19 protein-coding genes and 1 pseudogene are annotated in these 21809 nt (G+C 69.9%); 11 read left to right on the forward strand and 9 right to left on the reverse strand.

What is annotated here, in order from left to right; translation table 11 throughout:
• Positions 1 to 28: 28 nt before the first annotated feature.
• Positions 29 to 916: pseudogene (trhO, locus tag AC6CH0_RS05805) on the reverse strand (oxygen-dependent tRNA uridine(34) hydroxylase TrhO); the annotation flags it as partial.
• Between the two features lie 47 nt (positions 917 to 963).
• On the opposite strand from trhO, the gene AC6CH0_RS05810 reads away from it, so the two are divergent.
• From AC6CH0_RS05810 to prpB, 3 genes are all read left to right on the forward strand, one after another.
• A complete protein-coding gene (locus AC6CH0_RS05810) occupies positions 964 to 2058 on the forward strand; it encodes an enoyl-CoA hydratase/isomerase family protein (RefSeq protein ID WP_498098846.1) in 1095 nt (364 codons plus the stop codon).
• Positions 2059 to 2162: 104 nt separating this feature from the next.
• Positions 2163 to 3701 (forward strand): MmgE/PrpD family protein, encoded by a 1539-nt coding sequence (locus AC6CH0_RS05815; protein ID WP_498098848.1) that lies wholly within the window; start codon positions 2163 to 2165, stop codon positions 3699 to 3701.
• 55 nt (positions 3702 to 3756) lie between these two features.
• Positions 3757 to 4656, forward strand: coding sequence for a methylisocitrate lyase (gene prpB / locus AC6CH0_RS05820; RefSeq protein ID WP_498098849.1), 900 nt, complete (start codon positions 3757 to 3759; stop codon positions 4654 to 4656).
• 110 nt (positions 4657 to 4766) lie between these two features.
• Here the strand turns inward: prpB and AC6CH0_RS05825 are convergent, their stop codons facing one another.
• The gene (locus AC6CH0_RS05825) at positions 4767 to 5843 is read right to left on the reverse strand and encodes a putative endonuclease domain-containing protein (RefSeq protein ID WP_498098850.1); all 1077 of its coding nucleotides are present in this window, start codon (positions 5841 to 5843) and stop codon (positions 4767 to 4769) included.
• 106 nt (positions 5844 to 5949) lie between these two features.
• On the opposite strand from AC6CH0_RS05825, the gene AC6CH0_RS05830 reads away from it, so the two are divergent.
• The 3 genes from AC6CH0_RS05830 (at position 5950) to AC6CH0_RS05840 (ending at position 8512) form a co-directional block, all read left to right on the forward strand.
• Positions 5950 to 7086 carry a bifunctional 2-methylcitrate synthase/citrate synthase gene (locus tag AC6CH0_RS05830; RefSeq protein ID WP_498098852.1) on the forward strand — a complete coding sequence of 379 codons (1137 nt, stop codon included), beginning with the start codon at positions 5950 to 5952 and terminating at the stop codon, positions 7084 to 7086.
• A gap of 5 nt (positions 7087 to 7091) precedes the next feature.
• Complete coding sequence (locus AC6CH0_RS05835; protein ID WP_498098854.1) at positions 7092 to 7730, forward strand: dihydrofolate reductase family protein; 639 nt, start codon at positions 7092 to 7094, stop codon at positions 7728 to 7730.
• A gap of 218 nt (positions 7731 to 7948) precedes the next feature.
• Positions 7949 to 8512: an acyl-CoA thioesterase gene (locus AC6CH0_RS05840; RefSeq protein ID WP_498098856.1), complete on the forward strand. Its 564-nt coding sequence runs from the start codon at positions 7949 to 7951 to the stop codon at positions 8510 to 8512.
• A gap of 154 nt (positions 8513 to 8666) precedes the next feature.
• Here AC6CH0_RS05840 and AC6CH0_RS05845 read toward each other — a convergent pair whose 3' ends face one another.
• Both AC6CH0_RS05845 and AC6CH0_RS05850 read right to left on the reverse strand, forming a co-directional pair.
• Positions 8667 to 9764: an AI-2E family transporter gene (locus AC6CH0_RS05845; RefSeq protein WP_498098858.1), complete on the reverse strand. Its 1098-nt coding sequence runs from the start codon at positions 9762 to 9764 to the stop codon at positions 8667 to 8669.
• Between the two features lie 93 nt (positions 9765 to 9857).
• Positions 9858 to 10364, reverse strand: coding sequence for an SRPBCC domain-containing protein (locus AC6CH0_RS05850; protein WP_498098860.1), 507 nt, complete (start codon positions 10362 to 10364; stop codon positions 9858 to 9860).
• Positions 10365 to 10451: 87 nt separating this feature from the next.
• Between AC6CH0_RS05850 and AC6CH0_RS05855 the strand changes: the two genes are divergently transcribed.
• Positions 10452 to 10811, forward strand: coding sequence for a hypothetical protein (locus AC6CH0_RS05855; RefSeq protein WP_498098862.1), 360 nt, complete (start codon positions 10452 to 10454; stop codon positions 10809 to 10811).
• Between the two features lie 111 nt (positions 10812 to 10922).
• Here AC6CH0_RS05855 and AC6CH0_RS05860 read toward each other — a convergent pair whose 3' ends face one another.
• The 3 genes from AC6CH0_RS05860 to AC6CH0_RS05870 all read right to left on the reverse strand — a co-directional run bounded on the left by AC6CH0_RS05860 (position 10923) and on the right by AC6CH0_RS05870 (position 14561).
• Positions 10923 to 12530, reverse strand: coding sequence for a phytoene desaturase family protein (locus tag AC6CH0_RS05860; protein ID WP_498098863.1), 1608 nt, complete (start codon positions 12528 to 12530; stop codon positions 10923 to 10925).
• A gap of 147 nt (positions 12531 to 12677) precedes the next feature.
• The gene (locus AC6CH0_RS05865) at positions 12678 to 13460 is read right to left on the reverse strand and encodes an ABC transporter permease (protein WP_498098865.1); all 783 of its coding nucleotides are present in this window, start codon (positions 13458 to 13460) and stop codon (positions 12678 to 12680) included.
• A gap of 123 nt (positions 13461 to 13583) precedes the next feature.
• A complete protein-coding gene (locus AC6CH0_RS05870; RefSeq protein ID WP_498098867.1) occupies positions 13584 to 14561 on the reverse strand; it encodes an ATP-binding cassette domain-containing protein in 978 nt (325 codons plus the stop codon).
• Between the two features lie 60 nt (positions 14562 to 14621).
• On the opposite strand from AC6CH0_RS05870, the gene AC6CH0_RS05875 reads away from it, so the two are divergent.
• Genes AC6CH0_RS05875 through AC6CH0_RS05885 form a run of 3 tightly spaced genes read left to right on the forward strand, consistent with a single transcriptional unit; the run spans position 14622 to position 16253 of the window.
• On the forward strand, positions 14622 to 15614 hold the full coding sequence (locus AC6CH0_RS05875) for a helix-turn-helix transcriptional regulator (RefSeq protein WP_498098869.1): 993 nt from the start codon (positions 14622 to 14624) through the stop codon (positions 15612 to 15614).
• A gap of 58 nt (positions 15615 to 15672) precedes the next feature.
• Complete coding sequence (locus AC6CH0_RS05880; protein WP_498098871.1) at positions 15673 to 15894, forward strand: DUF8778 family protein; 222 nt, start codon at positions 15673 to 15675, stop codon at positions 15892 to 15894.
• Positions 15891 to 16253: a type II toxin-antitoxin system PemK/MazF family toxin gene (locus tag AC6CH0_RS05885; protein WP_498098873.1), complete on the forward strand. Its 363-nt coding sequence runs from the start codon at positions 15891 to 15893 to the stop codon at positions 16251 to 16253. The genes AC6CH0_RS05880 and AC6CH0_RS05885 overlap by 4 nt, the downstream gene beginning before the upstream one ends.
• Positions 16254 to 16271: 18 nt before the next feature.
• Here AC6CH0_RS05885 and AC6CH0_RS05890 read toward each other — a convergent pair whose 3' ends face one another.
• The gene (locus tag AC6CH0_RS05890) at positions 16272 to 17033 is read right to left on the reverse strand and encodes an META domain-containing protein (RefSeq protein WP_498098874.1); all 762 of its coding nucleotides are present in this window, start codon (positions 17031 to 17033) and stop codon (positions 16272 to 16274) included.
• Between the two features lie 26 nt (positions 17034 to 17059).
• Positions 17060 to 18016, reverse strand: a complete 957-nt coding sequence (locus AC6CH0_RS05895; RefSeq protein WP_498098875.1) for a LysR family transcriptional regulator — start codon at positions 18014 to 18016, stop codon at positions 17060 to 17062.
• 155 nt (positions 18017 to 18171) lie between these two features.
• On the opposite strand from AC6CH0_RS05895, the gene AC6CH0_RS05900 reads away from it, so the two are divergent.
• Entirely contained in the window at positions 18172 to 21795 is a 3624-nt protein-coding gene (locus AC6CH0_RS05900; RefSeq protein WP_498098876.1) for a proline dehydrogenase family protein, read from the forward strand.
• Positions 21796 to 21809: the final 14 nt, after the last annotated feature.

The following is a 21809-nucleotide window of genomic DNA, read 5'->3' on the forward strand; positions in this document are numbered from 1 at the left end:
GGACTGGCGCCCGCTCCTCGACCGGCATGGCCGCGTGCGCCGGGCAGGCGCTCGCGCCGCACGACTCGCACAGCACGAACTCGGCATCGCACGCGACATCCGTGCAATTGACGGTGCGGTTCGTGGGACCGCTGCACTGCGCGCACGAGCCGATGACCGCGGCATGGTCGCTGAAGTCGACCGACCCGCGCTGGTCGAAGACGTAGAGCGAACCCTGCCACAGGCCGTCATCGCCGTAGCGCTCGCCGTAGCGCACGATGCCGCCGTCGAGTTGGTAGACCTCGCCGAAGCCGCGACTCGTCATGAGGCTCGAGAGCACTTCGCACCGGATGCCGCCGGTGCAGTAGGTGACGACCGGTCGCCCCTTGAGCTCGTCGAACTCGCCCGAGTCGAGCAGCTCGACGAAGTCGCGCGTGGTCTCGACATCGGGCACGACGGCGCCGGCGAACCGCCCGATCGCGGCTTCGAGGGAGTTGCGCCCGTCGAAGAAGACGACGTCGTCGCCACGCTCGGCGACGAGGTCGTGCAGCGCGTCGGGGCTCAGTTTCGTGCCGCCGCCGCGCACGCCGTCGGCGTCGACGCGAACTTCGCCGGGTGCGCCGAACGACACGATCTCGTCGCGCACCTTGACGCTGAGCTTCGGAAAGTCGAGGCTCGCGCCGTGCTCGTCGAGGCCGGTGCCGGTGCTCCACTTGAAGTCGATGTGCTTGAACGCCGGGTAGTCGCGGGTCTTGCGCACGTAGCGCTTCAGTGCGCCGAGTTCGCCGCCGACTGTGCCGTTCAGGCCGTGCTCGGAGATCAGGATGCGGCCGCGCAGACCGAGGGACTCCGCAAGGTCGCGCTGCCAGAGCCGCACCGCTTCGGGGTCGCCGAGCGGCGTGAAGACGTAGTAGAGGAGGATCTTGGCGACGGCCACCCCGAGATTGTACGGGTGCCCGCCTGGCAGCCGATACGGTGGCACTCGTGAGCGACCACATCTCCGCGACCGTCGCCGACGGCGTCGGCCACGTCACGCTCGACCGCCCGCAGGCGCTCAATGCGCTGAGCTACGAGATGATCCGTGCGCTCACGGTGGTGTTCGAAGCCTGGCGCGACGACTCCGAGGTCGGGGTCGTCGTGCTCGACGGCGCGGGCGAGCGCGGCTTCTGCGCCGGCGGAGACATCCGCGAGCTGTCGCACTACGTGTCGAACGGCGATCACGCCGAGGCGCGCCGCTTCTTCCGCGCCGAGTACCGGCTCGACGCGATGATCGCCCGCTACCCGAAGCCCGTCGTCGCGATCTTGGACGGCATCACGATGGGCGGCGGCATCGGCCTCGCCGGGCACGCCTCGATCCGCGTCGTCACCGAGCGTTCGCGCGTCGCGATGCCCGAGACGCGCATCGGCTTCACTCCCGACGTGGGCGGTTCGTGGCTGCTCGGGAAGGCACCCGGTGAGCTCGGCGTGCACCTCGCACTGAATTCGCGCACGATGGATGCCGCGGACGCCCTGCACGCCGGCTTCGCGGACTCGTTCGTGCCCTCAGAACGCCTACCGCATGTGCTGCAGGCGCTCGCCGAGCGGGCCGACCCGGGCAGCCCGGCAGAGATCCTCATGCTCTTCGATGAGACGCCGGGCCCGTCGGCGCTCGCGCTCGCGCGGGACTGGGTCGATGCGTGCTACTCGGCGCCGACGGTCGGCGAGATCATCGACCGGCTCCGCGCCTTCGCTGAGGGGCGAGCGGCGGTACCGGCCGACCCGACGGCCGCGGCATACGCGGCAGCGGCCGCCGACGAACTCGAGACGCTCTCGCCGACCGCGCTCACGGTGACGCTCGAGTCGGTGCGTCGCGCACGCACGCTGCCGAGCCTCGAAGACGCGCTCGAGCAGGAGTTCCGTCTCGTGTCGTGGTTCATCGAGCAGCACGACCTGCGCGAGGGCATTCGCGCCCAGGTCATCGACAAGGACCGGAACCCGCGGTGGAACCCGTCATCGCTCGACGATGTCGAGCCGGGGCTCGCGGCGCGTGTGATCGAGACGCCGGTCGACGAGCCCGTGTGGCCCACGCCGGTCGAGTAGCGACCGACGTGGAGGCCGCGCATCGAGACCCCGCGGACGGCGGGGTCTCGATACGCTCGCTGCGCTCGCTACTCGACCGGCGGGTTCCGGGATAGCGTTGAGGGGTGAAGACCCACCACCTGCGCACACACCGGAGTGACGAGAACCTGGCTCGCGAGGGCCAGCTCGCCTGGCAGTTGGCCGGGGTCGCGATCGATCCCGTCGAACTCGACGACGACGTCACCGACATGGTCGTCAACCGCGTCATCGACAACGCGGCGGTCGCTGCCGCCTCCATCGCGCGGGGGCCGGTCGTCTCGGCGCGCAGCCAGGCACTCGCCCACCCCGTCTCGATCGGCGGCGACGGCGCCACCGTCTTCGGAGCCGACGCCGCGCGCCGCACGAGCCCCGAGTGGGCGGCGTGGGCCAACGGGGTCGCCGTGCGCGAGCTCGACTTCCACGACACCTTCCTCGCTGCGGAGTACTCCCACCCCGGCGACAACATCCCGCCGATCGTCGCGGTCGCCCAGCACCTCGCGGCGAACCGCGGACTCACCGGGCGTGACGTCGTGCGGGCGCTCGCCACCGGCTACGAGATCCAGATCGACCTCGTCAAGGCGATCTCGCTGCACCAGCACAAGATCGACCACGTCGCCCACCTCGGCCCCTCGGCGGCCGCGGGCATCGGCACGCTCCTCGGCCTCGATCAGGAGACGATCTTCCAGGCCATCGGCCAGGCACTGCACACGACGACGGCGACCCGCCAGTCCCGCAAGGGCGAGATCTCCACCTGGAAGGCGCACGCCCCCGCGTTCGCCGGCAAGATGGCCGTCGAGGCGGTCGACCGCGCGATGCGCGGCCAGACGAGTCCCGTGCCGATCTACGAGGGCGAAGACGGGCTCATCGCGTGGCTCCTCGACGGGCCGGATGCCTCGTACGAGGTGCCGCTGCCCGAGGTGGGAGAGGCGAAGCGCGCCATCCTCGACTCGTACACGAAGGAGCACTCGGCGGAATACCAGGCGCAGGCGTGGATCGACCTCGCCCGCAAGCTCCACGAGGAGTACCCGCTGATCCTCGACGACCCCGAGCGCATCGAGTCGATCACGCTGCACACCTCGCACCACACGCACTTCGTGATCGGCTCTGGGGCGAACGACCCGCAGAAGTACGACCCCGATGCCTCGCGCGAGACGCTCGACCACTCGATCCCGTACATCTTCGCCGTCGCACTGCAAGACGGGTCGTGGCACCACGCCGACTCGTACTCGCCCGAGCGAGCGCACCGCGCCGACACCGTCGCGCTCTGGAAGAAGGTCACGACGGTCGAAGACGAGGAGTGGACCCGCCGCTATCACTCGAACGACATCGCCGAGAAGGCGTTCGGCGGCCGCGTCGTGATCAAGCTCAGCGACGGCGGCGAGATCGTCGACGAGATCGCCGTCGCCGACGCGCATCCGCTCGGCGCACGCCCGTTCGCCCGTGAGCAGTACGTGCAGAAGTTCCGCACGCTCGCCGAGTGGGCACTCACGCCCGACGAGATCGAGCGGTTCCTCGACGTCGCGCAGCGGTTGCCCGAGCTGGGCCCCGACGAGCTCGGCGGCCTCACCTTCACCGTCGCCCCGGGCGCGCTCGTCGGCATCGACGTTCCCGAGGGGCTCTTCTGATGCTGCCCGTCGGTCGAGTTGCGAAGCGTATCGAGACCAACCGAGAGGTCATCTGATGCTGTACGCCCAGACCCCGCCGGCCGAGAAGCGCCGGCTCTTCCGCGAGCGACTCGCGAGCGGCGAGCTGCTGCGCTTTCCGGGCGCGTTCAACCCGCTGTCGGCGCGGCTCATCGAGCAGAAGGGCTTCGAAGGCGTCTACATCTCGGGAGCCGTGCTCTCCGCTGACCTGGGACTGCCCGACATCGGCCTGACGACGCTCACCGAGGTCGCGGGCCGCGGCAAGCAGATCGCCCGCATGACCGAGCTGCCGGCGATCATCGACGCCGACACCGGCTTCGGCGAGCCGATGAACGTCGCCCGCACCGTGCAGGAGATGGAAGACGCCGGCCTCGCCGGCCTGCACATCGAAGACCAGGTGAACCCGAAGCGCTGCGGCCACCTCGACGGCAAGCAGGTCGTCGACGAGTCCACGGCGCTGCAGCGCATCCGCGCCGCCGTCGACGCTCGTCGCGACCCGAACTTCCTCATCATGGCGCGCACCGACATCCGTGCCGTCGACGGGTTGCCCGCCGCGGTCGACCGCGCGAAGAAGCTCGTCGACGCGGGTGCCGACGCGATCTTCCCCGAGGCGATGGCGTCGCTCGAGGAGTTCGCCGCGATCCGCGCTGCGGTCGACGTGCCACTGCTCGCCAACATGACCGAGTTCGGCAAGAGCGAGCTCTTCACCGTGCAGCAGCTCGCCGACGTGGGCATGAACATCGTCATCTGGCCGGTGTCGCTGCTGCGCCTCGCGATGGGCGCGGCCGGCCGCGGCCTCGACGAGCTGACGGATGTCGGTGCGCTCACCGGCAAGCTCGACGAGATGCAGCACCGCGCCGACCTCTACGAGCTCATCGACTACGAGGGCTACAACCACTTCGACACGAGCATCTTCAACTTCCGCGTGGCCCGCTGACGCGGCATCCGCCCGCTCGCGCCGCTCCGCCCCCTCGCGCCGCTCCGCCCGCTCGCGCTTGCGGTCAGTTGTTGCGGGTGTGAATGTCAGCCGACCCGCAGCAACTGCCGTCAACGTCGGCCGCGCACGGGAAACCATGGCGAGATGACGACCTGTCCGGCCCAACCTCGGCGACGGAGGTTCGCCGTGATGCGGTCGATGAGGGCGCGGGGCAGGTCGAGATCCAGCTGCGTGACCTCGGTGACGTGATGGCCGAGCGCCTCGAGCTCGGACTCGCGGGTGCGGTCTCGCCGCCATTGCGCCAGAACCGTGCGATGGTGATCGCCCTGGTACTCGAGCACTTCTCGGTACTCCGTGAACATCAGGTCGACCCGAGCCACGAACCGGCCGCTTGCGTCGAAGATCGGTACGTTCACGCTCGGTCGCGGCAGGCCCGCGAGCACGACGAGAGCGCGGAGCTCTGACTCCTTCGGGGATTCGGATGCCGCGTCGAGCAGGTCGAACGCCGCCCGAAGTCGACCGCGGAGTCGGTGATCGGGATGCCGATCGATGGCGCTGGTGAGCACAGCAGGCGCGAGCCTTCGCAACGCCGCATCTCCCGCTGCCACGAGTTCGGGAACGGTGAGCGTCGCGGCGAGATCACACCAGGTGCGGGCCACCGTGGTGACGCGGAGGTCGCCTCGCCGCTCGACATCGCCCTCGCCGATGCGCAGACTACGGCAGCGCAGGCCCGCGCGACGGAGCGCACGGCTCGGCCCCGGGACTCCGATCTCGAGCAGAGCGGATGTCGCGAAGCGCAGGACCATCGGTACGGGGAGGCGGTGCAACTCGGCCGCGGTGACGCCGCAGACGAACGCGTGCTCGGGGAGCGCGCGGAGCACGGCTCGGCACCTGCTGGGGAGATCGGCACCACGGGGCATCCGCGCGGCGCGCGTCGGGCGTTCGAGGTCGAGCGCGCGAAGTCGTCCCGCAGGCACCCCGGCAGCTCGCGCCTCCGTCACCGTGAAGGCGGCACCGGCGAGCTCGGGTGGGAGGGGGCGCCGCGCAGTCACGAGTCGATCGTTGCCGATGCCCGCGGATCCCTGGCCCCAGTGCCCGTCGCTGTCGAGAATCGCGCCCGGCGCGTCCGTGTGCAGGCCGAGTGGTGACGGCAGTTGTTGCGGGTGCGCGCAGCGGTCGACCCGCAACAACTGTCCTCGCCCAGCACACCGCCGTGACGTCGGAACGGGCGGGTGCCTCTAGGCTGGGGGAGCGGTCGCGCCGCAGCGCCCGCACCGATCCGCAAGGAGCACGATGAGCGAGCAGCAGGGGGAAGCCCCGGTCATCTACAAGGGCTTGGCCGGTGTGCCGGTCGACTACACGGCGGTCTCGAAGGTGAACCCCGAGTCGAACTCGCTGCTCTACCGCGGCTACCCGGTGCAGGAGCTCGCGGCCTCGGCCACCTTCGAAGAGGTCGCCTATCTGCTCTGGTACGGCGAGCTGCCCGACGAGGTGCAACTGGCCTCGTTCGAGGAGCGCGAGCGATCGCTCCGCGGACTCGACCACGAGGTGAAGCGCATCATCGACGAGCTGCCGCTCACGGCGCACCCGATGGACGTCGTGCGAACCGCTGTCTCCGTCATCGGCGCGAGCGACCCCGCCACGGCCGACGACAGCGTCGAGGCGAACCTCGACAAGTCGATCCGCCTGCTCGCCAAGCTGCCCTCCATCGTCAGCTACGACCAGCGCCGGCGGCGCGAGCTCGAATTCGTCGAACCGCGCGCCGACCTCGGCTTCTCGGCGAACTTCCTCTGGCAGACCTTCGGCGAGGCGCCCGAGCTCGAGGTCGTCACCGCCTTCGACGTGTCGATGATCCTCTACGCCGAGCACTCGTTCAACGCCTCCACCTTCACCGCGCGGGTCATCACGTCGACGCTCGCCGACCTCTACTCCGCGGTCGTCGGTGCCATCGGCGCACTCAAGGGGCCGCTGCACGGCGGCGCCAATGAGGCGGTCATGCACGCCTTCGACGAGATCGGGTCGGCGGATGCCGCGGCCGGATGGCTCGATGCCGCGCTCGCCGAGAAGCGTAAGATCATGGGCTTCGGCCACCGTGTCTACAAGAACGGCGACTCGCGCGTTCCCACCATGCGCGATGCGCTCGAGCGCATGGTCGAGCACTACGAGCGGCCCGATCTCCTCGAGCTCTACATCGCCCTCGAGGCGGCGATGGCCGAGCGAAAGGGCATCAAGCCCAACCTCGACTACCCGGCCGGGCCGGTGTATCACCTGATGGGCTTCGACACGCTCACGTTCACCCCGCTCTTCGTCGCGAGCCGCATCACCGGCTGGACGGCGCACATCATGGAGCAGGCGGCCTCGAACGCACTCATCCGCCCGCTGTCGGTGTACAACGGCGTCGACGAGCGGCACGTGCCCGCGAAGATATGACGGCCGTGTCCCACGTCTTCCTCGAAATGACGATGACGCTCGACGGCTTCACGTCTGCGCCGGGGGTGAGTCTCGAGCATCCGCTCGGCCTCACCGGTGAGCGCGTGCACGACTGGATGCGCAACTCGATCTTCGACGGCGCTGTGCCGACCGACGATCGCAACGGCGGCGGAGATGCCGCCCTCGAGGAGATCGACCGCGAAGCCGCGTCGAGCATGTTCGAGACGACGGGAGCATTCGTGCTCGGCCGCCGCACGTTCGACGTGGGCGAGGGGCCATGGGGCGACGAGCCCGTGTTCGAAGGCCGCCCCTGCTTCGTCGTCACGAGCCGCGCGCGAGAGCCGTTCGAGCGCGGCGGGTCGCGCTACGAGTTCGTCACCGGGGGAGTGACCGAAGCCGTCGCACGTGCGAGCGAGGCCGCGAGCGCGGCATCCGTGTGCATCATGGGCGGTGCGGATGTCGCGAGGCAGGCGCTCGCCGCAGGACTCGTCGACGAGGCCCGACTGCACCTCGTGCCCGTGCTGCTCGGCGGGGGCAGCCGGCTCTTCCCCGACTCGGCCCCGCACCGCGTCGAGCTCGAGCCCATCAGCGTCGTGCAGGGTGCCCGCGCGACGCACCTGCGGTACCGGCTGGTGCGGCCGTAGGTCTCGATACGCTCGCTTCGCTCGCTACTCGACCGGCGGGGGTTTCGCTGGTTGCTCGACCGGCGGGGGTCTCGCTGGTTGCTCGACCGGCGGGGGTTTCGCTCGTTGCTCGACCGGCGGAGGCGAACGCACACGAACGACGGCGCAGGGACGCCCGGTTTGTGGGCACTCGCCAACGTTCGATGATCCACCACGATTTCGTCATACAGTCGTGGATCATGCACATGTTCTTCCGCACCCTGCTCCACGTGCTGTTCCTCTCGCGGCGCAAGCCCGACCTCGACCACTACGAGGTCGCGCGCACGAACTTCATCACCCTGCCGACCGACCTCGACATCAACCGTCACATGAACAACGGCGTGTACTTCTCGATCATGGACGTCGCGCGCTTCGACATGCTCGTGCGCAACGGGGTCTGGGCGATCATGCGTGAGAAGGGGTGGTACCCGGTGGTGGCGAGCGAGACGATCACATTCCGCAAATCGCTCTCGCTCTGGCAGCGGTTCACGATCGAGTCCCGCATTCTCGGTTTCGATGAGAAGGCCGTCTACGTCGAGCAGCGCTTCGTACGTCCGGGGCCGGGAGGTGAGCCCGAAGTCTTCGCGCAGGGATTCATCCGCGGTCGCTTCCTGCGCAAGGCGGGCGGCGTCGTGCCAGTGCCCGAGCTCGTCGAGGCGTTCGGCGCGACACCAGGCGATGGGCTCCCTGAGTGGATCGAACGGTGGGGCACGGATGTCGCCCTGCCGCCGACGCGCGCCGCCGCTCCGTCGGTCTGGCACTGACCGGCAGTCGGTCGAGTAGGCCCGCCAGGGCCGTATCGAGAGCCGTTGCGAGGTCTCGATACGCTCCTTCGTCGCTACTCGACCGGCGGGCAGGGGGCTCCTTCGTCGCTACTCGACCGGCGGGGCTTCGTCGCTCCTCGACCGGCGGGCGGGGCTACGACCTGGCCTTCTGCGGGATCACGACCTCGCGGATGATGAGCAGGATGCCCGCCGAGATGGGGATCGCGACGAGCGCTCCGAGCAGGCCGAGCAGGGTGCCGCCCGCGAGCGCCGAGATGAGCACGATGGTGCCGGGCACCTGCACGGCCTTGCCCATGACCTTCGGCGTCAGCACGTAGGCCTCGACCTGCATGTAGACGAGCATCACGATGAGCACGATGAGCGCCGCGAGAGGTGTCGTGAAGAGCGCGATGATCGTCATCAGCGTCGTCGTGAGCACGGTACCGATGAGCGGAATCAGCGTCACGAAGAGCGCGACGACACCGATGATGAGGGCGTACGGCACTCCGACCAGAGTGAGCAGGATCACCGAGAACACCGCGTTGAGGAACGCCAGCACCACCATGCCGCTCAGGTAGCGGCCCACCGACTCCATGATGCGCTCGGAGTAGCCGACGACCCGGGTGCGGTGCGAAGCCGAGATCAGCTGGTAGCAGGCTCGCTTGGTGGTGTCGAGCGTGGCGATGAAGTAGATGGAGAGCACGACGACGAAGACGCCGGTCGACACCGCGTTCAGCACCGAGGCGCCGAACTTCAGCGCGCCGCCGCCGATGCTGGCCCAGAGGTTGGGGTCTGCCAGCAGGCCTCCGACCCAGGCAACGACCGTCGACGCGAGGCCGTTCGTCGCGGCGTCGACCTGCTCGAACCAGCCGTCGTCCTGCAGTTGCGAGACCTGTGCAGGGATGTTCTGCACGAGCGAGGCCGCCTGCTGTACGACGGGCGGCAGCACGATCCAGAAGACGCCGATGACCACGAGGACGAAGAGCACGATCACGATCACGATCGCAATCGGTCTCGAGAGCCCCTTGCGCTGGAACCAGCGGATCAGCGGATCGAGGCCCAGCGCCACGAATGCGGCGATGAACACGGAGAGCAGCACGCTCTGCAGGTTCACCACCATGAGGGCGAGCACCAGCGCGAGGAGCACGCCCAGGGTGACGACGAAGCCCCACCGGAACGGGTGATTCGCGAAGAGTCCAGTGCGCGCCTCGGAGTCTGCGGAGCGTCGCCGCAGTCGGTCAGCCGTGTTCACGGGCACAGTCTAGGGTTCGGGATGTCGCGGGCTCGCGACATCCGTCGCCCGTCGCGCGCTGCGCTCGGCGTGCCGGGAACGTCTCCTCTGCGCTCAGTTCACCGCGCGCGGAACGGCGAGATCGCGGTAGTGCGTTGCGAATGACGGGAAGTAGGTCGCCCAGTCGGGCTGCGGCGCACCTGCACGGGCCGCGGCGAACCGGTCGAGGTAGTAGTCCCATCCGGGACCCATGTCGGCGGCTTCGGCGGGGTCGTGCAGTCGTTGGCCGAGCGTGAGCGTCGTCATGCCGCCGCCCTCGACGAGATGGCAGAAGACGCGGATGCCGGTGGGGCCGGGGCCCGAGTCGGCGGTGAACCGTCGTGGCGGCGCGCACTCGAGGATCGAGACGTTCTGCCATTCGCCCTCGCCCTCGGCCTCCATGCGAAAACGCACGCCCCCTGTGGCGGGGCTGCCCGTGTAGGTGCCGATCCAGGCGCGCATGGCGTTCGGATTCGTGAGGCTGAACCAGACGTCTTCAATCGGGGCATAGAAGAGGCGGTCGAATTGCAGGTACAGGCCGTCGTCTTTCAGCGCGTAGTGTCCGGTCGGTTTCGCGGTCATCTTCGGCCCCCGTTCGCTCGTTCCCTCAGGCTAATCCCGCCGGTGTCGATCTACCAGAGCGCCGCGGCACGACACTAGAGTGAGCGCATGAGTTCCAAGGGTGCGGGGCGCGAACAGGCAATGGACATCACCGAGGGCAAGTCGGGGCTGTGGGGTGCGCTCGCCGGGCTCATCGTCGCGGCGCTCATCGCGGTACCGCTCTCAGCGGCTTTCGCGTTCGCGACGCACCCGGGCACCGAGCAGCTGTTCGGCGGGCGTCTCGGCGAGGCGTCGCCGGCCGGGTACTCCGCCTTCTGGTGGATCGTGACGATCTTCCTGCTCGCCCTGCCGTTCCTGGTGGGCTACGGCGTGGCGAAGCTCTCGGTGAAGTCGCTGACGATCGTCGGCGCGGTCGTGGTGCTGTTCGTCATTGCGATTCTCGTGCTGGGACAGCTCTTCGTCTTCTAGTCCGCAGCGCCGTCGTACTCCTCGCGCGACGCCATGATCTCCTCGTGGCATCGGCGTCCTCGGGGTGCTCGGGCCAATGCTCGCGGGTGCCGACGCCGAGCGTCGGCGAGCTCAGGCGACGGATGCCTCGAGCACCGCCATCGCCGCGTTGTGGCCGCCGATGCCGCTCACCGCGCCGCCGCGCACCGCGCCTGATCCGCAGATGAGAATGCCGGGGTGGGCCGTTGCGACGCCCCAGCGCTCCGCGGGCGTCGTGAGCGCGGTGCCCGGCTCCGCCCACGGCCACGACAGCGGTCCGTGGAAGATGTTGCCGCCGGGCATGGCGAGCGCCTCCTCGATGTCGCGCGTCGTCTTCGTCTCGATGCACGGGTGGCCGGCGGCATCCGTCGCGATGATGCTCTCGATCGGCTCGGCGAGCACCGAGTTCAGCGAGTGCAGCACCGCCGCCTGCAACGCCTCGCGCAGCTCGTCGTTGCTGAACCGTTCGAGCAGGCGGTGCGGCACGTGCAGGCCGAAGACGGTCAGGGTGTGAGCACCGGATGCCGCGAGCTCGGGCGAGAGGATCGACGGGTCGCTCAGGGTATGACAGTAGATCTCGCAGGGCAGCGGCGACGGGATGCGGCCGCGGGCGGCGTCGCTGTATGCCGTCGCGAGCTGCGACTCGAGCTCGTTGATGTGGAAGGTGCCCGCGAACGCCGCCTCGGGTGCCACCTCGGTATCGCGGAGCTTCGGCAGCCGCTCGAGCAGCAGGTTCACCTTCACCTGGGCGCCCTCGGGGGCGCTGAGCTGGCGGAGGCGTTCACGCACGACGGTCGGCACCGGGTGAGAGGCGTCGGCGGTGATGAGCCGGTCGAGCACCGCAGGGGCGACGTTCGCGAGCACGACGCCGGCCTGCGACATCCGCTCGCTCGAGTCGCCGCCCTGCTGCCAGCGCACCTCGCCCGACAGGTCGACCGAGGTCACCTCGGCGCCCGTGACGAGTTCGGCGCCGGCCTCGCGCGCCGCTCTCGCGAGCTCGCCGGTGACGGCGCCCATGCCGCCGACGGGAACATCCCAATCGCCGGTGCCGCCGCCGATGACGTGGTACAGGAAGCAACGGTTCGCATCGAGCGCGGGATCGTCGAGCTCGGTGAAGGTGCCGATCAGCCCGTCGGTCGCGACGACGCCGCGCACGAGGTCGCTCGTGAAGCGCGCGTCGATCGCGGTGCCGAGCGGCTGCTCGACGAGATCGCGCCAGACGCGGTCGTCGCCGACCAGCATGCGGGCCTCTTCGCGCGTCGGGAGGGGTTCGGTCAACGTCGGGAAGAGCCGCTCGGCGAGGCGTGCGGTGTCGGCCGAGAGATCGTTCCAGGCGGCGAAGTCGGCGTCGGCGCCGACCCGCGAGAAGGCGGCGAGAGCGGCGTCGGTGTCGGCCTCGCGGTCGACGAGCAATCCGCGCGCGGGATCGGACGGGTCGGGGGTGTACGAGGAGAAGCGCCGCCGCACGAGCTGAATGTCGAGGCCGAGGTCGTCGATGATGCGCTGCGGCAGCAGGCTGACGAGGTACGAGTAGCGCGAGAGCCGGGCGTCGACCTCGTCGAACGCCTGGGCCGAGACGGCGGCACCACCGAGGTGGTCGCTGCGTTCGAGCAGCAGCACCCGTTTGCCCGCGCGCGCGAGGTAGGCGGCCGCGGTGAGGCCGTTGTGGCCACCGCCGATGATCACGACGTCGTGGGGCATCCCATGAGCGTAGGCGACGACAGGACCGAGTGCAGACGTCGTTCGGATCCTGCGATGAATGAGCCTGCCCAACTACCGTGCGAAAGGGCGAATACACGCGGTGCAGGATGGCTCCCACCGCGTGTATTCGCCCGCTCGGTCGCCCGCTCAGCGAGCGCGCCGCATCGCCCGCACGCCGACCACGACGCCGATCGCGCAGGTCGCGGCCGCGGCGATGATGCCGCCGATGACCTCGGGGGCGCCGAAGTCGCCCGCGAGCAGTGCGCGCTCGGCGCCGACGAGATAGCTCAGCGGGTTGATCGCGGCGGCGACGTGCATCCAGGCGGGGCCGTCGTCGAGCGGCAGCAGCATGCCCGAGAGGATCATGAGCGGGAACAGCAGCGTCTGGTGCACCATCCAGAACATCCAGTCGCGATTGCGGCACGCGAGGGCGAGCGAGTAGCTGAGCGCCCCGAACCCGATGCCGAAGACGGCGAGCACGGCGAGGCCGGCGATGAGCCCCGGCACGTCGAGGGTGAACCCGAACGGCACGGCGACGAGCACGACGATCGTGCCCTGGATGACGAGCGGCACGACCTCTTTCAATGCGCGGCCGACGAGGAGCGCACTTCGCGAGAGCGGGGCGACGAGCGTGCGCTCATGCGAGCCCGTCTGCATCTCGAAGAGCAGGTTCGCGCCCGTCGAGGCCGTGCCGAACAGCGCGACCATGACGAGGATGCCGGGCACGAACCACTGCAGCGTGCCAGCGACGTCGCCGCCGGCGGCGCCGACGAGCAAGGGGCCGAACAGGCCGAGGAAGACGAGCGGTTGCACGAGCGAGAACATCACGCTGAACGGGTCTCGCACGAGCGGGCGCGACTCGCGAATGAAGACCGAGACGGTGTCGCGGACGAAGCCGGTCGGGCGGGCGGTGGTGTCGATGGTGGTCATGGGAGTTGCTCCTTCATGTTCGTCGGTCGAGTAGCGCGAAGCGCGTATCGAGACCTGGGGTGTGCTGTCGGTTCTGCTGGAGTCGCGCTCCTGCGTCGCGCGCTCCTCGACCGGCGGGAGGGATCAGGCGAGGGCGGGCTCGGATGCCTCGGCGTGCGCCGCCTCCTCGCGGAGGCTGCGGCCGGTCAGTGCGAGGAACACGTCGTCGAGGGTCGGCTGCCGGTGCGTCGCGGCGACGACCTCGAGCCCGGCATCGGCGAGCGAGCGGATGTAGCGGGGCAACGCGCGATCGCCGCCGGGGGCGGTGACCGTGACGATGGACCCCGAGGCGTCGCCGTCGATTCGGGCCGCGGCGGCCGCGGCATCCGTCGCCGTCTCGAAGGTGAGCGTGACGCGGTCGCCGGCGAGCGAGTCCTTGAGCGCCCAGGCCGTGTCGTCGGCGATGAGCCGGCCGTGATCCATCACCATGACGCGTTCGGCGAGCTGGTCGGCCTCTTCGAGATAGTGCGTGGTCAGGAAGATCGTCGTGCCCGTCTGGCGCCGGAGCTCGACGATGTGCTCCCACAGGTTCGCCCGGCTGTGCGGGTCGAGACCCGTTGACGGCTCGTCGAGGAAGAGCAGCTCGGGGCGGTGGATGAGCCCGAGCGCGATGTCGAGGCGGCGCTTCTGGCCGCCCGAGAGCGACTGCACCTGCCGGCCGGCCACCTGGCCGAGCTCGAGCGACTCGATGAGCTCGTCGGCGCGGGCTCGCGTCTCGCGACGGCCCATGCCGGAGAAGGCGCCCTGGGCGTGCAGCTCGTCACGCACGCGCTGGGTGTGACCACCCGAGGTGCCCTGGCCGACGTAGCCGATGCGGCGGCGCACGCCGGCAGGATCACGACGGATGTCGCAGCCGGCGACGGTCGCCTCGCCGCTCGTCGGCGGCAGCAGTGTGGTGAGCATGCGAAGCGTCGTCGACTTGCCGGCGCCGTTCGGGCCGAGGAAGGCGACGAGCTCGCCGGCGTCGACCGAGAAGTCGACGGAACGGACGGCCTCGACGAATTTCCCCTTGGCGGGGAACGTCTTCGTGAGGCCCTGAGCGGTGATCATCTGGTTCGTCATATCGACAGTTTCTCGAGGCATCCGGACAGTTCCTGTCCTGATGAATGAGAAACTTGGACCATGGCCGCAACCACCTCGAGAACCCTCGAACTCCTCTCCCTGCTGCAGAGTCACCGGCACTGGTCGGCGCGCGAACTCGTCGACCGGCTCGGCGTCTCCGACCGCACGCTGCGCCGCGACGTCGACCGACTGCGCGAGCTCGGCTACGGCATCGACTCCGCGCGCGGCAGCGCCGGCGGGTACCGGCTCGAGGCCGGCACCGGGTTGCCGCCGCTGCTGCTCACCGACGACGAGGGCGTCGCGATCGCCGTCGGCCTCCGCTCGCAGGCCACCGCGGGGCTGCGCGGTGCCGAGCACACCACCATCAGCGCGCTCGCGAAGATCGAGCAGGTGCTGCCGCCGGCCCTTCGGCGCCGCATCGAAGCGTTGCAGTCGCACGCCGCGATCGGCGCGGGCGGGCCCGGTGCGACGCGTTCCGGCCGGCCGACCCCCGAGGTCGACGCCGAACTCCTCGGCCTGCTCGCCCTCGGTTGTCGCGACTCCGAGCGGCTGCGATTCACCTACACGGATGCCGCGGGCGAGTCGTCGTCGCGAGTGGTCGAGCCATACCGGCTCGTGCCGGTGGCGCGCCGCTGGTACCTGCTCGCCTGGGACCGGCAGCGCGACGACTGGCGTACCTTCAGAGTCGACCGCATCAGCGACGTCTTCGCGACCCGGGTGCTGTTCGAGCCGCGGCAGATGACTGACGAGCTCGCACGAGACCGGGTCGAGACTGCGCTCCGCTGGCGCAATCGCAGCGTGACGGCTCGGGCGATCGTCGAGTTGCCCCGAGCCGCCCTCGCCGAGCACCTCGGGTGGTACGGACGCGAGGTCGTCGCGGTCGACGCCGCGCACTGCGCCTGGCCGCTCGAGGCCGACACCGCCGAGGGTTTGGCGATGGCACTGATCTGGATTCCGCAGGGAGTGAGGTACCACCTCGAGGCATCACCAGAGGTGCTCGAGCTCGTCGCCGCACTCGGCGAACGCATCACCGCGGCATCCGCTCGGCTGTGAGCCGTTCATGCCCGACCGCTGTATTGTTCGTGCGGTCATACTCCGGTAGCATCGAGGTATGACCAAGCTGAGCGTCAGCCTCTCGCCGGCCGATGTCGCGTTCATCGACTCGATCGCCGTGCGTTACGAGGGCAATCGGTCGGCCGCGATCCACGACCTCGTGCGGCTGAGACGCGAGCTCGACGCCGCTGATGACTACGCGGCGGCGTTCAACGAGTGGGAAGCCTCGGGTGAGGCAGCAGTCTGGGAGTCGACTGCAGCCGACGGAGCGCCCGGATGAGGCGCGGTGACGTCTTGGTCGTCTCGCTCGACCCGGCGCTGCCCGCCGAAGCATCCAAGGCCCGGCCATGCGTGCTCGTGAGCAACGACGGCGCGAACTCGATCGCCACTCGGCTCCGTCGCGGCGTGGTCACGATCGTTCCGTTGACGACGAACGTCACGCGAGTGTTCGGCGGTTTCGAAACCGGCGTGTTCGAGGCCGTCGAGCTCGAGCACATGGGCCTCAGTACGCCGTCGAAGGCGCAGGCTGCCCAGATCCGCTCGATCTCGGTCGAGCGGGTGCGGGGCGTCATCGGCAGATGCCCCGTGGGCGTGCTCGACGCGATCGATGACGCGATCCGTTTCCACCTCTCGGTGTAGTGCGTGTTGCCGGCCCTGCTACTCGGTGCGCGGCAGTGAGCCGATCTGGGCGCCCGACTCGTCGAAGAAGATCATCGTCTCGGTGTCGATCGTCGCGGAGGCGGCCCCGTTGACCCACTGATCGATCTGGTCGCAGGCCATGAGGCTCTGGATGCCGCCGGAGAGTTCGACGGCGTCGCCCTCGACCGCCCAGGTCTTGCCTCCGAACCCATTGCATCCGTCGCTTCCGCCGGCGGTGCCGTCGGCGGAGAAGACGATGTAGGGCTCGCCGGCGTTGGTCGCGACACCCCAAGTGCCGATGACAGCTTCGGGGTCGATCGTCTCGGCGGCCGGCGTGACCGTGGCCTCGGGCGTCGGCGCCTCGTCGCTCGACCGTTCGAGCGAGCCGATCTCGGCGCCTGACTCGTCGAAGACGGTGAGGGTGTCGCCCGAGATCGTGCCGGTCGCGAGGCGAGAGAGCCATGTGTCGATGTCTTGGCACATCATGCGGGTGGAGGCTACGTCGACGAACGCGATCGGGCTGCCGTCGGCGTGATCGCCTGCGTGCTCGTCCGCGTTCCACGCGCCGACCAGACGGTTGCACCCGTCGGTCCCGGTCAGCTTGCCGTCGTCGGCCAGCACGAGCGAGGGCTCGGAGGTCGCCGACGCGTCGCCCCATGTGCCGACGGGATCGACCGGCTCCGCGGCATCCGTACCGGCGTTGCCCGCGCAGGCGGCCAGGGTCGCCGCAGCGACCGCGAGCACTGCCGAGACGGCCCACCGTTGCATCGTTCGCGACATGGGCACAGCGTAGGCGAGCCCGACGGCTACTGCCCGGAAGGCGTCGCCGTGGCGCGGGCCGCTCGAGCGAGCGCATCACGGCAGGCGACGACCGCGGGCCGGGCCGCTGCGGCGTGCCGGGTCGAGGTGAAGACCTCGCGCTCGGGTTGCCCCGCCAGATCGATCAGCGCGACGCTCGGTGCTTCGCCGGCCCACACGAGATCGGGCAGCAGGCCCACCGCGTTGCCCGAGCGGATCAGGCGGATGTGCGCCATCAGGTCGGCCGTCTCGAACCGCACGTCGGGCTCGAACCCCGCCTCGCGGCAGAGCTGCTCGGCCCAGTCGCGCGACGCCGTGCCCTCGGGCTCGAGCACCCAGGGCATGCCGGATGCCGCGGCGAGCAGCGAGGTCTCGATGCGCTCGCCGGTGCTCGCTCCTCGACCGGCGGTGGTGCCGCGACGCGATGACGGGTGCGGCGGCAACGCCAGTCGGATCGTGTCGGCGACGAGATGGACCCGGTCGAGTTCTTCGCGATGCGCCCGGGTGTGCCCCGGGTACTGCTCGGCGATCACGAGGTCGAAGTCGCGTGCCGACACCTCGAAGAGCCCCGCGTCGGGCTCGCGTTCGGTGACCTCGACCCGCAATGCCGGGTGCTCGGCGCGCAACAGGGTGAGTGCCTGCGGCACCACGGCGTGTGCCGCCGATTGGAACACGGCGATGCGCACCGTGCCGCCGACCGCCGTGAGCGAGCGGGCGACCTCCGACTCGGCCTCCTCGAGCCGGTCGAGCACGGCGCGGGCGTGGCCCACGAGCACTTCGGCCTGTGGGGTCAGCTGCACGCGCCGGCCCACTTGCACGAGCAGGGGCACGCCCGCCTCGCGCTCGAGCTGGCTGAGCTGCTGCGACACCGACGACGGGCTGTAGGAAAGGGCCTCGGCGACCGCCGAGAGGGTGCCCCGGTCGCTGAGTTCGACCAGCAGGCGCAGGCGTCGCACGTCGAGCATGGGGCACCTCCGAGGCATCCAGCGATCATTCGGGTCTTCTGAACAGTATCGTTCAGATTCATTCGCTTTACCGAACGGATGTCGCGGCGCATACTGATCCCGACAGGCGAGCGAACCCCGGCGCGCCAGAAGCAAAGGACACTACCCTCGTGACCATGTCGAACGCCGCCACGGACGCCCGGCCGAACACCGATCACGTCGTCGCCCTCGTGCGCCGCTGGCTCGCTGAGAGTGCCGAGCACCCCGCCGACCCCGCCGCCGAGCGGCTCGCCGGTGTGCTCAAAGATCCTCGCGGTCTCGACTTCACCGTCGGCTTCGTCGACGGGGTCATGCGGCCCGAAGATCTCGGCGTCGCCGGCCGCAACCTCGAGCAGGTCGCGAAGCTCACGCCGAAGTTCCTGCCCTGGTACCTGCGTGCCGCGATCCGGGTCGGCGGCGTCGTCGCCCCGGTGTTCCCGTGGATCGTGATTCCGATCGCGCGCCGGGTGCTGCGCGCGATGGTCGGACACCTCGTGCTCGACGCGACGCCCGACAAGCTCGGCCCGGCCATCGCGCGCCTGCGCGAATCGGGCAACCGCCTGAACCTGAACCTCCTCGGCGAGGCCGTGCTCGGTGAAGAGGAGGCCGACCGGCGTCTCGCCGGCACGTTCGAGTTCCTCGCGCGCGACGACGTCGACTACGTGTCGATCAAGGTGTCGAGCGTCGTCAGCCAGCTCTCGATGTGGTCGTTCGACGAGGCCGTCGCCAAGGTCGTCGCGAAGCTCACGCCGCTCTACGAGCTCGCCGCGAAGAGCCCGACCCCGAAGTTCATCAACCTCGACATGGAGGAGTACCGCGACCTCGACCTGACGATCGCGGTCTTCACCACACTCCTCGACCAGCCCCGACTGCGCGACCTCGAAGCGGGCATCGTGCTGCAGACCTACCTGCCCGACGCGCTCGGCGCGATGCAGGAGCTCACCGCCTGGGCGAAGAACCGCCGCGCGGCCGGCGGAGCTCCCATCAAGGTGCGCGTCGTCAAGGGTGCCAACCTCGCCATGGAGCACGTCGACGCAGCCGTGCACGGCTGGCCGGTCGCGACGTACGCCACCAAGCAGGACTCCGACACGAACTACAAGCGCGTACTCGACTGGTCGATGACCCCCGAGCGAACCGATGCCGTGAAGCTCGGTGTCGCGGGGCACAACCTCTTCGACGTCGCCCACGCCTGGCTCACCGCTCGCGAGCGCGGCGTCGACTCGCGCGTGGAGTTCGAGATGCTGCTCGGCATGGCGACCGGTCAGGCCGAGGCCGTGCGCCGTGACGTCGGCAACCTGCTGCTCTACACGCCCGTCGTGAACCCGAGCGAGTTCGACGTTGCGATCGCGTATCTCATCCGCCGGCTCGAAGAGAACGCGAGCCAGGAGAACTTCATGTCGGCCGTGTTCGAGCTCGCCGCGAGCGAGCCGCTGTTCCAGCGCGAACAGGCCCGCTACCTCGCGTCGCTCGCGGCACTCGAGCCCGAGGTCGGGGTCGCGCCCGCTCCGAACCGCACCCAGAACCGGCGCACCGAGTGGACCGACGAGTCCCTCGCCGCTGCGATGACCGTTCCCGATGCCCCGGCGCCCGGCACGGAGCACGAGCACGACCCGTCGCTCACGAGCGTCGTGCTCGGCATCACGCGCGGGTCGGAGGGCACGGATGCATCGGAGCTCACGGATGCCGCGACATCCGCCGTCCGCCCGTCATCGGGCCCCGGCGCCACGCCCGGCTTCCGCAACGAGCCCGACACCGACCCCGCCCTCGCCGCGAACCGCGAGTGGGGTCGGCGCATCCTCGAGCGGGTGCCGACCTCGCAGCTCGGCCTCGACACCATCGCCGCGGCGCGCATCGACGACGCCGCAAGTCTCGAGCGGGCCATCCAGACCGTCGCAGCCCGCGGCCGCGCCTGGGGCGAGCTGCCCGGTGCCGAGCGTGCAGCGGTGCTGCACCGTGCCGGGTACGCGCTGGCAGCGAACCGCGACCGCCTCATCGAGGTCATGGCCGCAGAGACCGGCAAGACCATCGCCGAGGCCGATCCCGAGATCAGCGAGGCGATCGACTTCGCGCACTACTACGCCGAGCGGGCGCGCGAGCTCGACCACGTGCAGGGTGCGACGTTCGTGCCGTCGCTCCTGACGGTCGTGACGCCGCCGTGGAACTTCCCCGTCGCGATCCCCGCGGGCGGCGTGCTGTCCGCGCTCGCCGCAGGCTCGGGCGTCATCATCAAGCCCGCGAAGCTCGCCCAGCGCTCCGGCGCGGTCATGGTCGAGGCGCTCTGGGAGGCCGGCATCCCGCGCGAGCTGCTCGCCCTCGTCGACATCGGCGAGCGTGAGCTCGGCAAGGAGCTCATCTCCCACCCGGCCGTCGACCGCGTCATCCTCACCGGCGCCTACGAGACGGCGCAGCTGTTCCGCTCGTTCCGCTCCGACCTGCCGCTGCTCGCCGAGACGAGCGGCAAGAACGCGATCATCGTGACGCCGTCGGCCGACCTCGACCTCGCGGCATCCGACGTGGTGAAGAGCGCCTTCGGCCACGCCGGCCAGAAGTGCTCGGCAGCGTCGCTCGTGATCCTCGTTGGGTCGGTCGCGAAGTCGGAGCGATTCCGTCGCCAGCTCGTCGACGCCACGCGTTCGCTGCGGGTCGGATGGCCCGAGCAGGCGACGAGCCAGATGGGCCCGATCGTCGAGCCCGCGAACGGCAAGCTGCTGCACGCGCTGACCCAGCTCGGCATCGGCGAGGAGTGGCTCGTCGAACCGCAGCAGCTCGACGACACCGGGCGGCTCTGGTCGCCGGGCATCCGCACGGGCGTCGCCGCGGGATCGTACTTCCACCTCACCGAGTTCTTCGGCCCCGTGCTGGGTGTCATGCACGCCAAAGACCTCGACGAGGCGATCCGCATGCAGAACGCCGTGGACTACGGCCTCACCGCCGGCCTGCACTCGCTCGACCCCGAGGAGCTCGCGACCTGGTTCGACCGCGTCGAGGCGGGCAACCTGTACGTCAACCGCGGCATCACCGGCGCGATCGTGCAGCGGCAGCCGTTCGGCGGCTGGAAGCGCTCGGCCGTCGGCGCCGGCGCGAAGGCCGGCGGGCCGAACTACCTGTTCGGCCTGGGCGAGTGGCTGCCCCAGCACGGCACTTCGTCGACCACCCTGCACCTTCGTGGGCTCGAGAAGCGCGTCGCCGAGCTCATCGAGGCGTCGCAGTCGGCCCTCGACTACGAGTCGTTCGACGTGCTGCGTCGCTCGGCCCTCTCCGACGAGCTCGCGTGGGCTGAGGAGTACGGCGTCGTGAAGGATGTCTCGGGCGTCGGCGTCGAGCGCAACGTCTTCCGCTACCGTTCGCTGCCGGTGACGGTGCGCATCGGCGACCAGGCGACGCTCGCCGAGGGGCTGCGGGTCATCGCGGCCGGGGTGCTCGCGAAGTCGGCGATGTCGGTCTCGACCGCGGTCGAGCTGCCCAAGGGCGTGCGCACCCTGCTCGCCGCCCGCGACATCCGCATCGTGCGTGAAGACGACGCCGCATGGCTCGCCCGTGCCGCGAAGCGTGGCATCGCCACACCTCGTGTGCGACTTGTCGGCGGCGGGGCATCCGCTCTCGCCGAGGCGCTCGGCGGCACACCGGATGTCGCGGTGTGGTCGCACCCGGTGACGCCCTCGGGTCGCGTGGAGCTGCTGCCGTTCCTGCACGAGCAGGCGATCTCGATCACGAACCACCGCTTCGGCAACCCGACGACGATCTCCGACGGAGTGATCTGAGGCACCCTCGGCGT

It is taken from the genome of Agromyces sp. GQ35, from assembly GCF_059758475.1.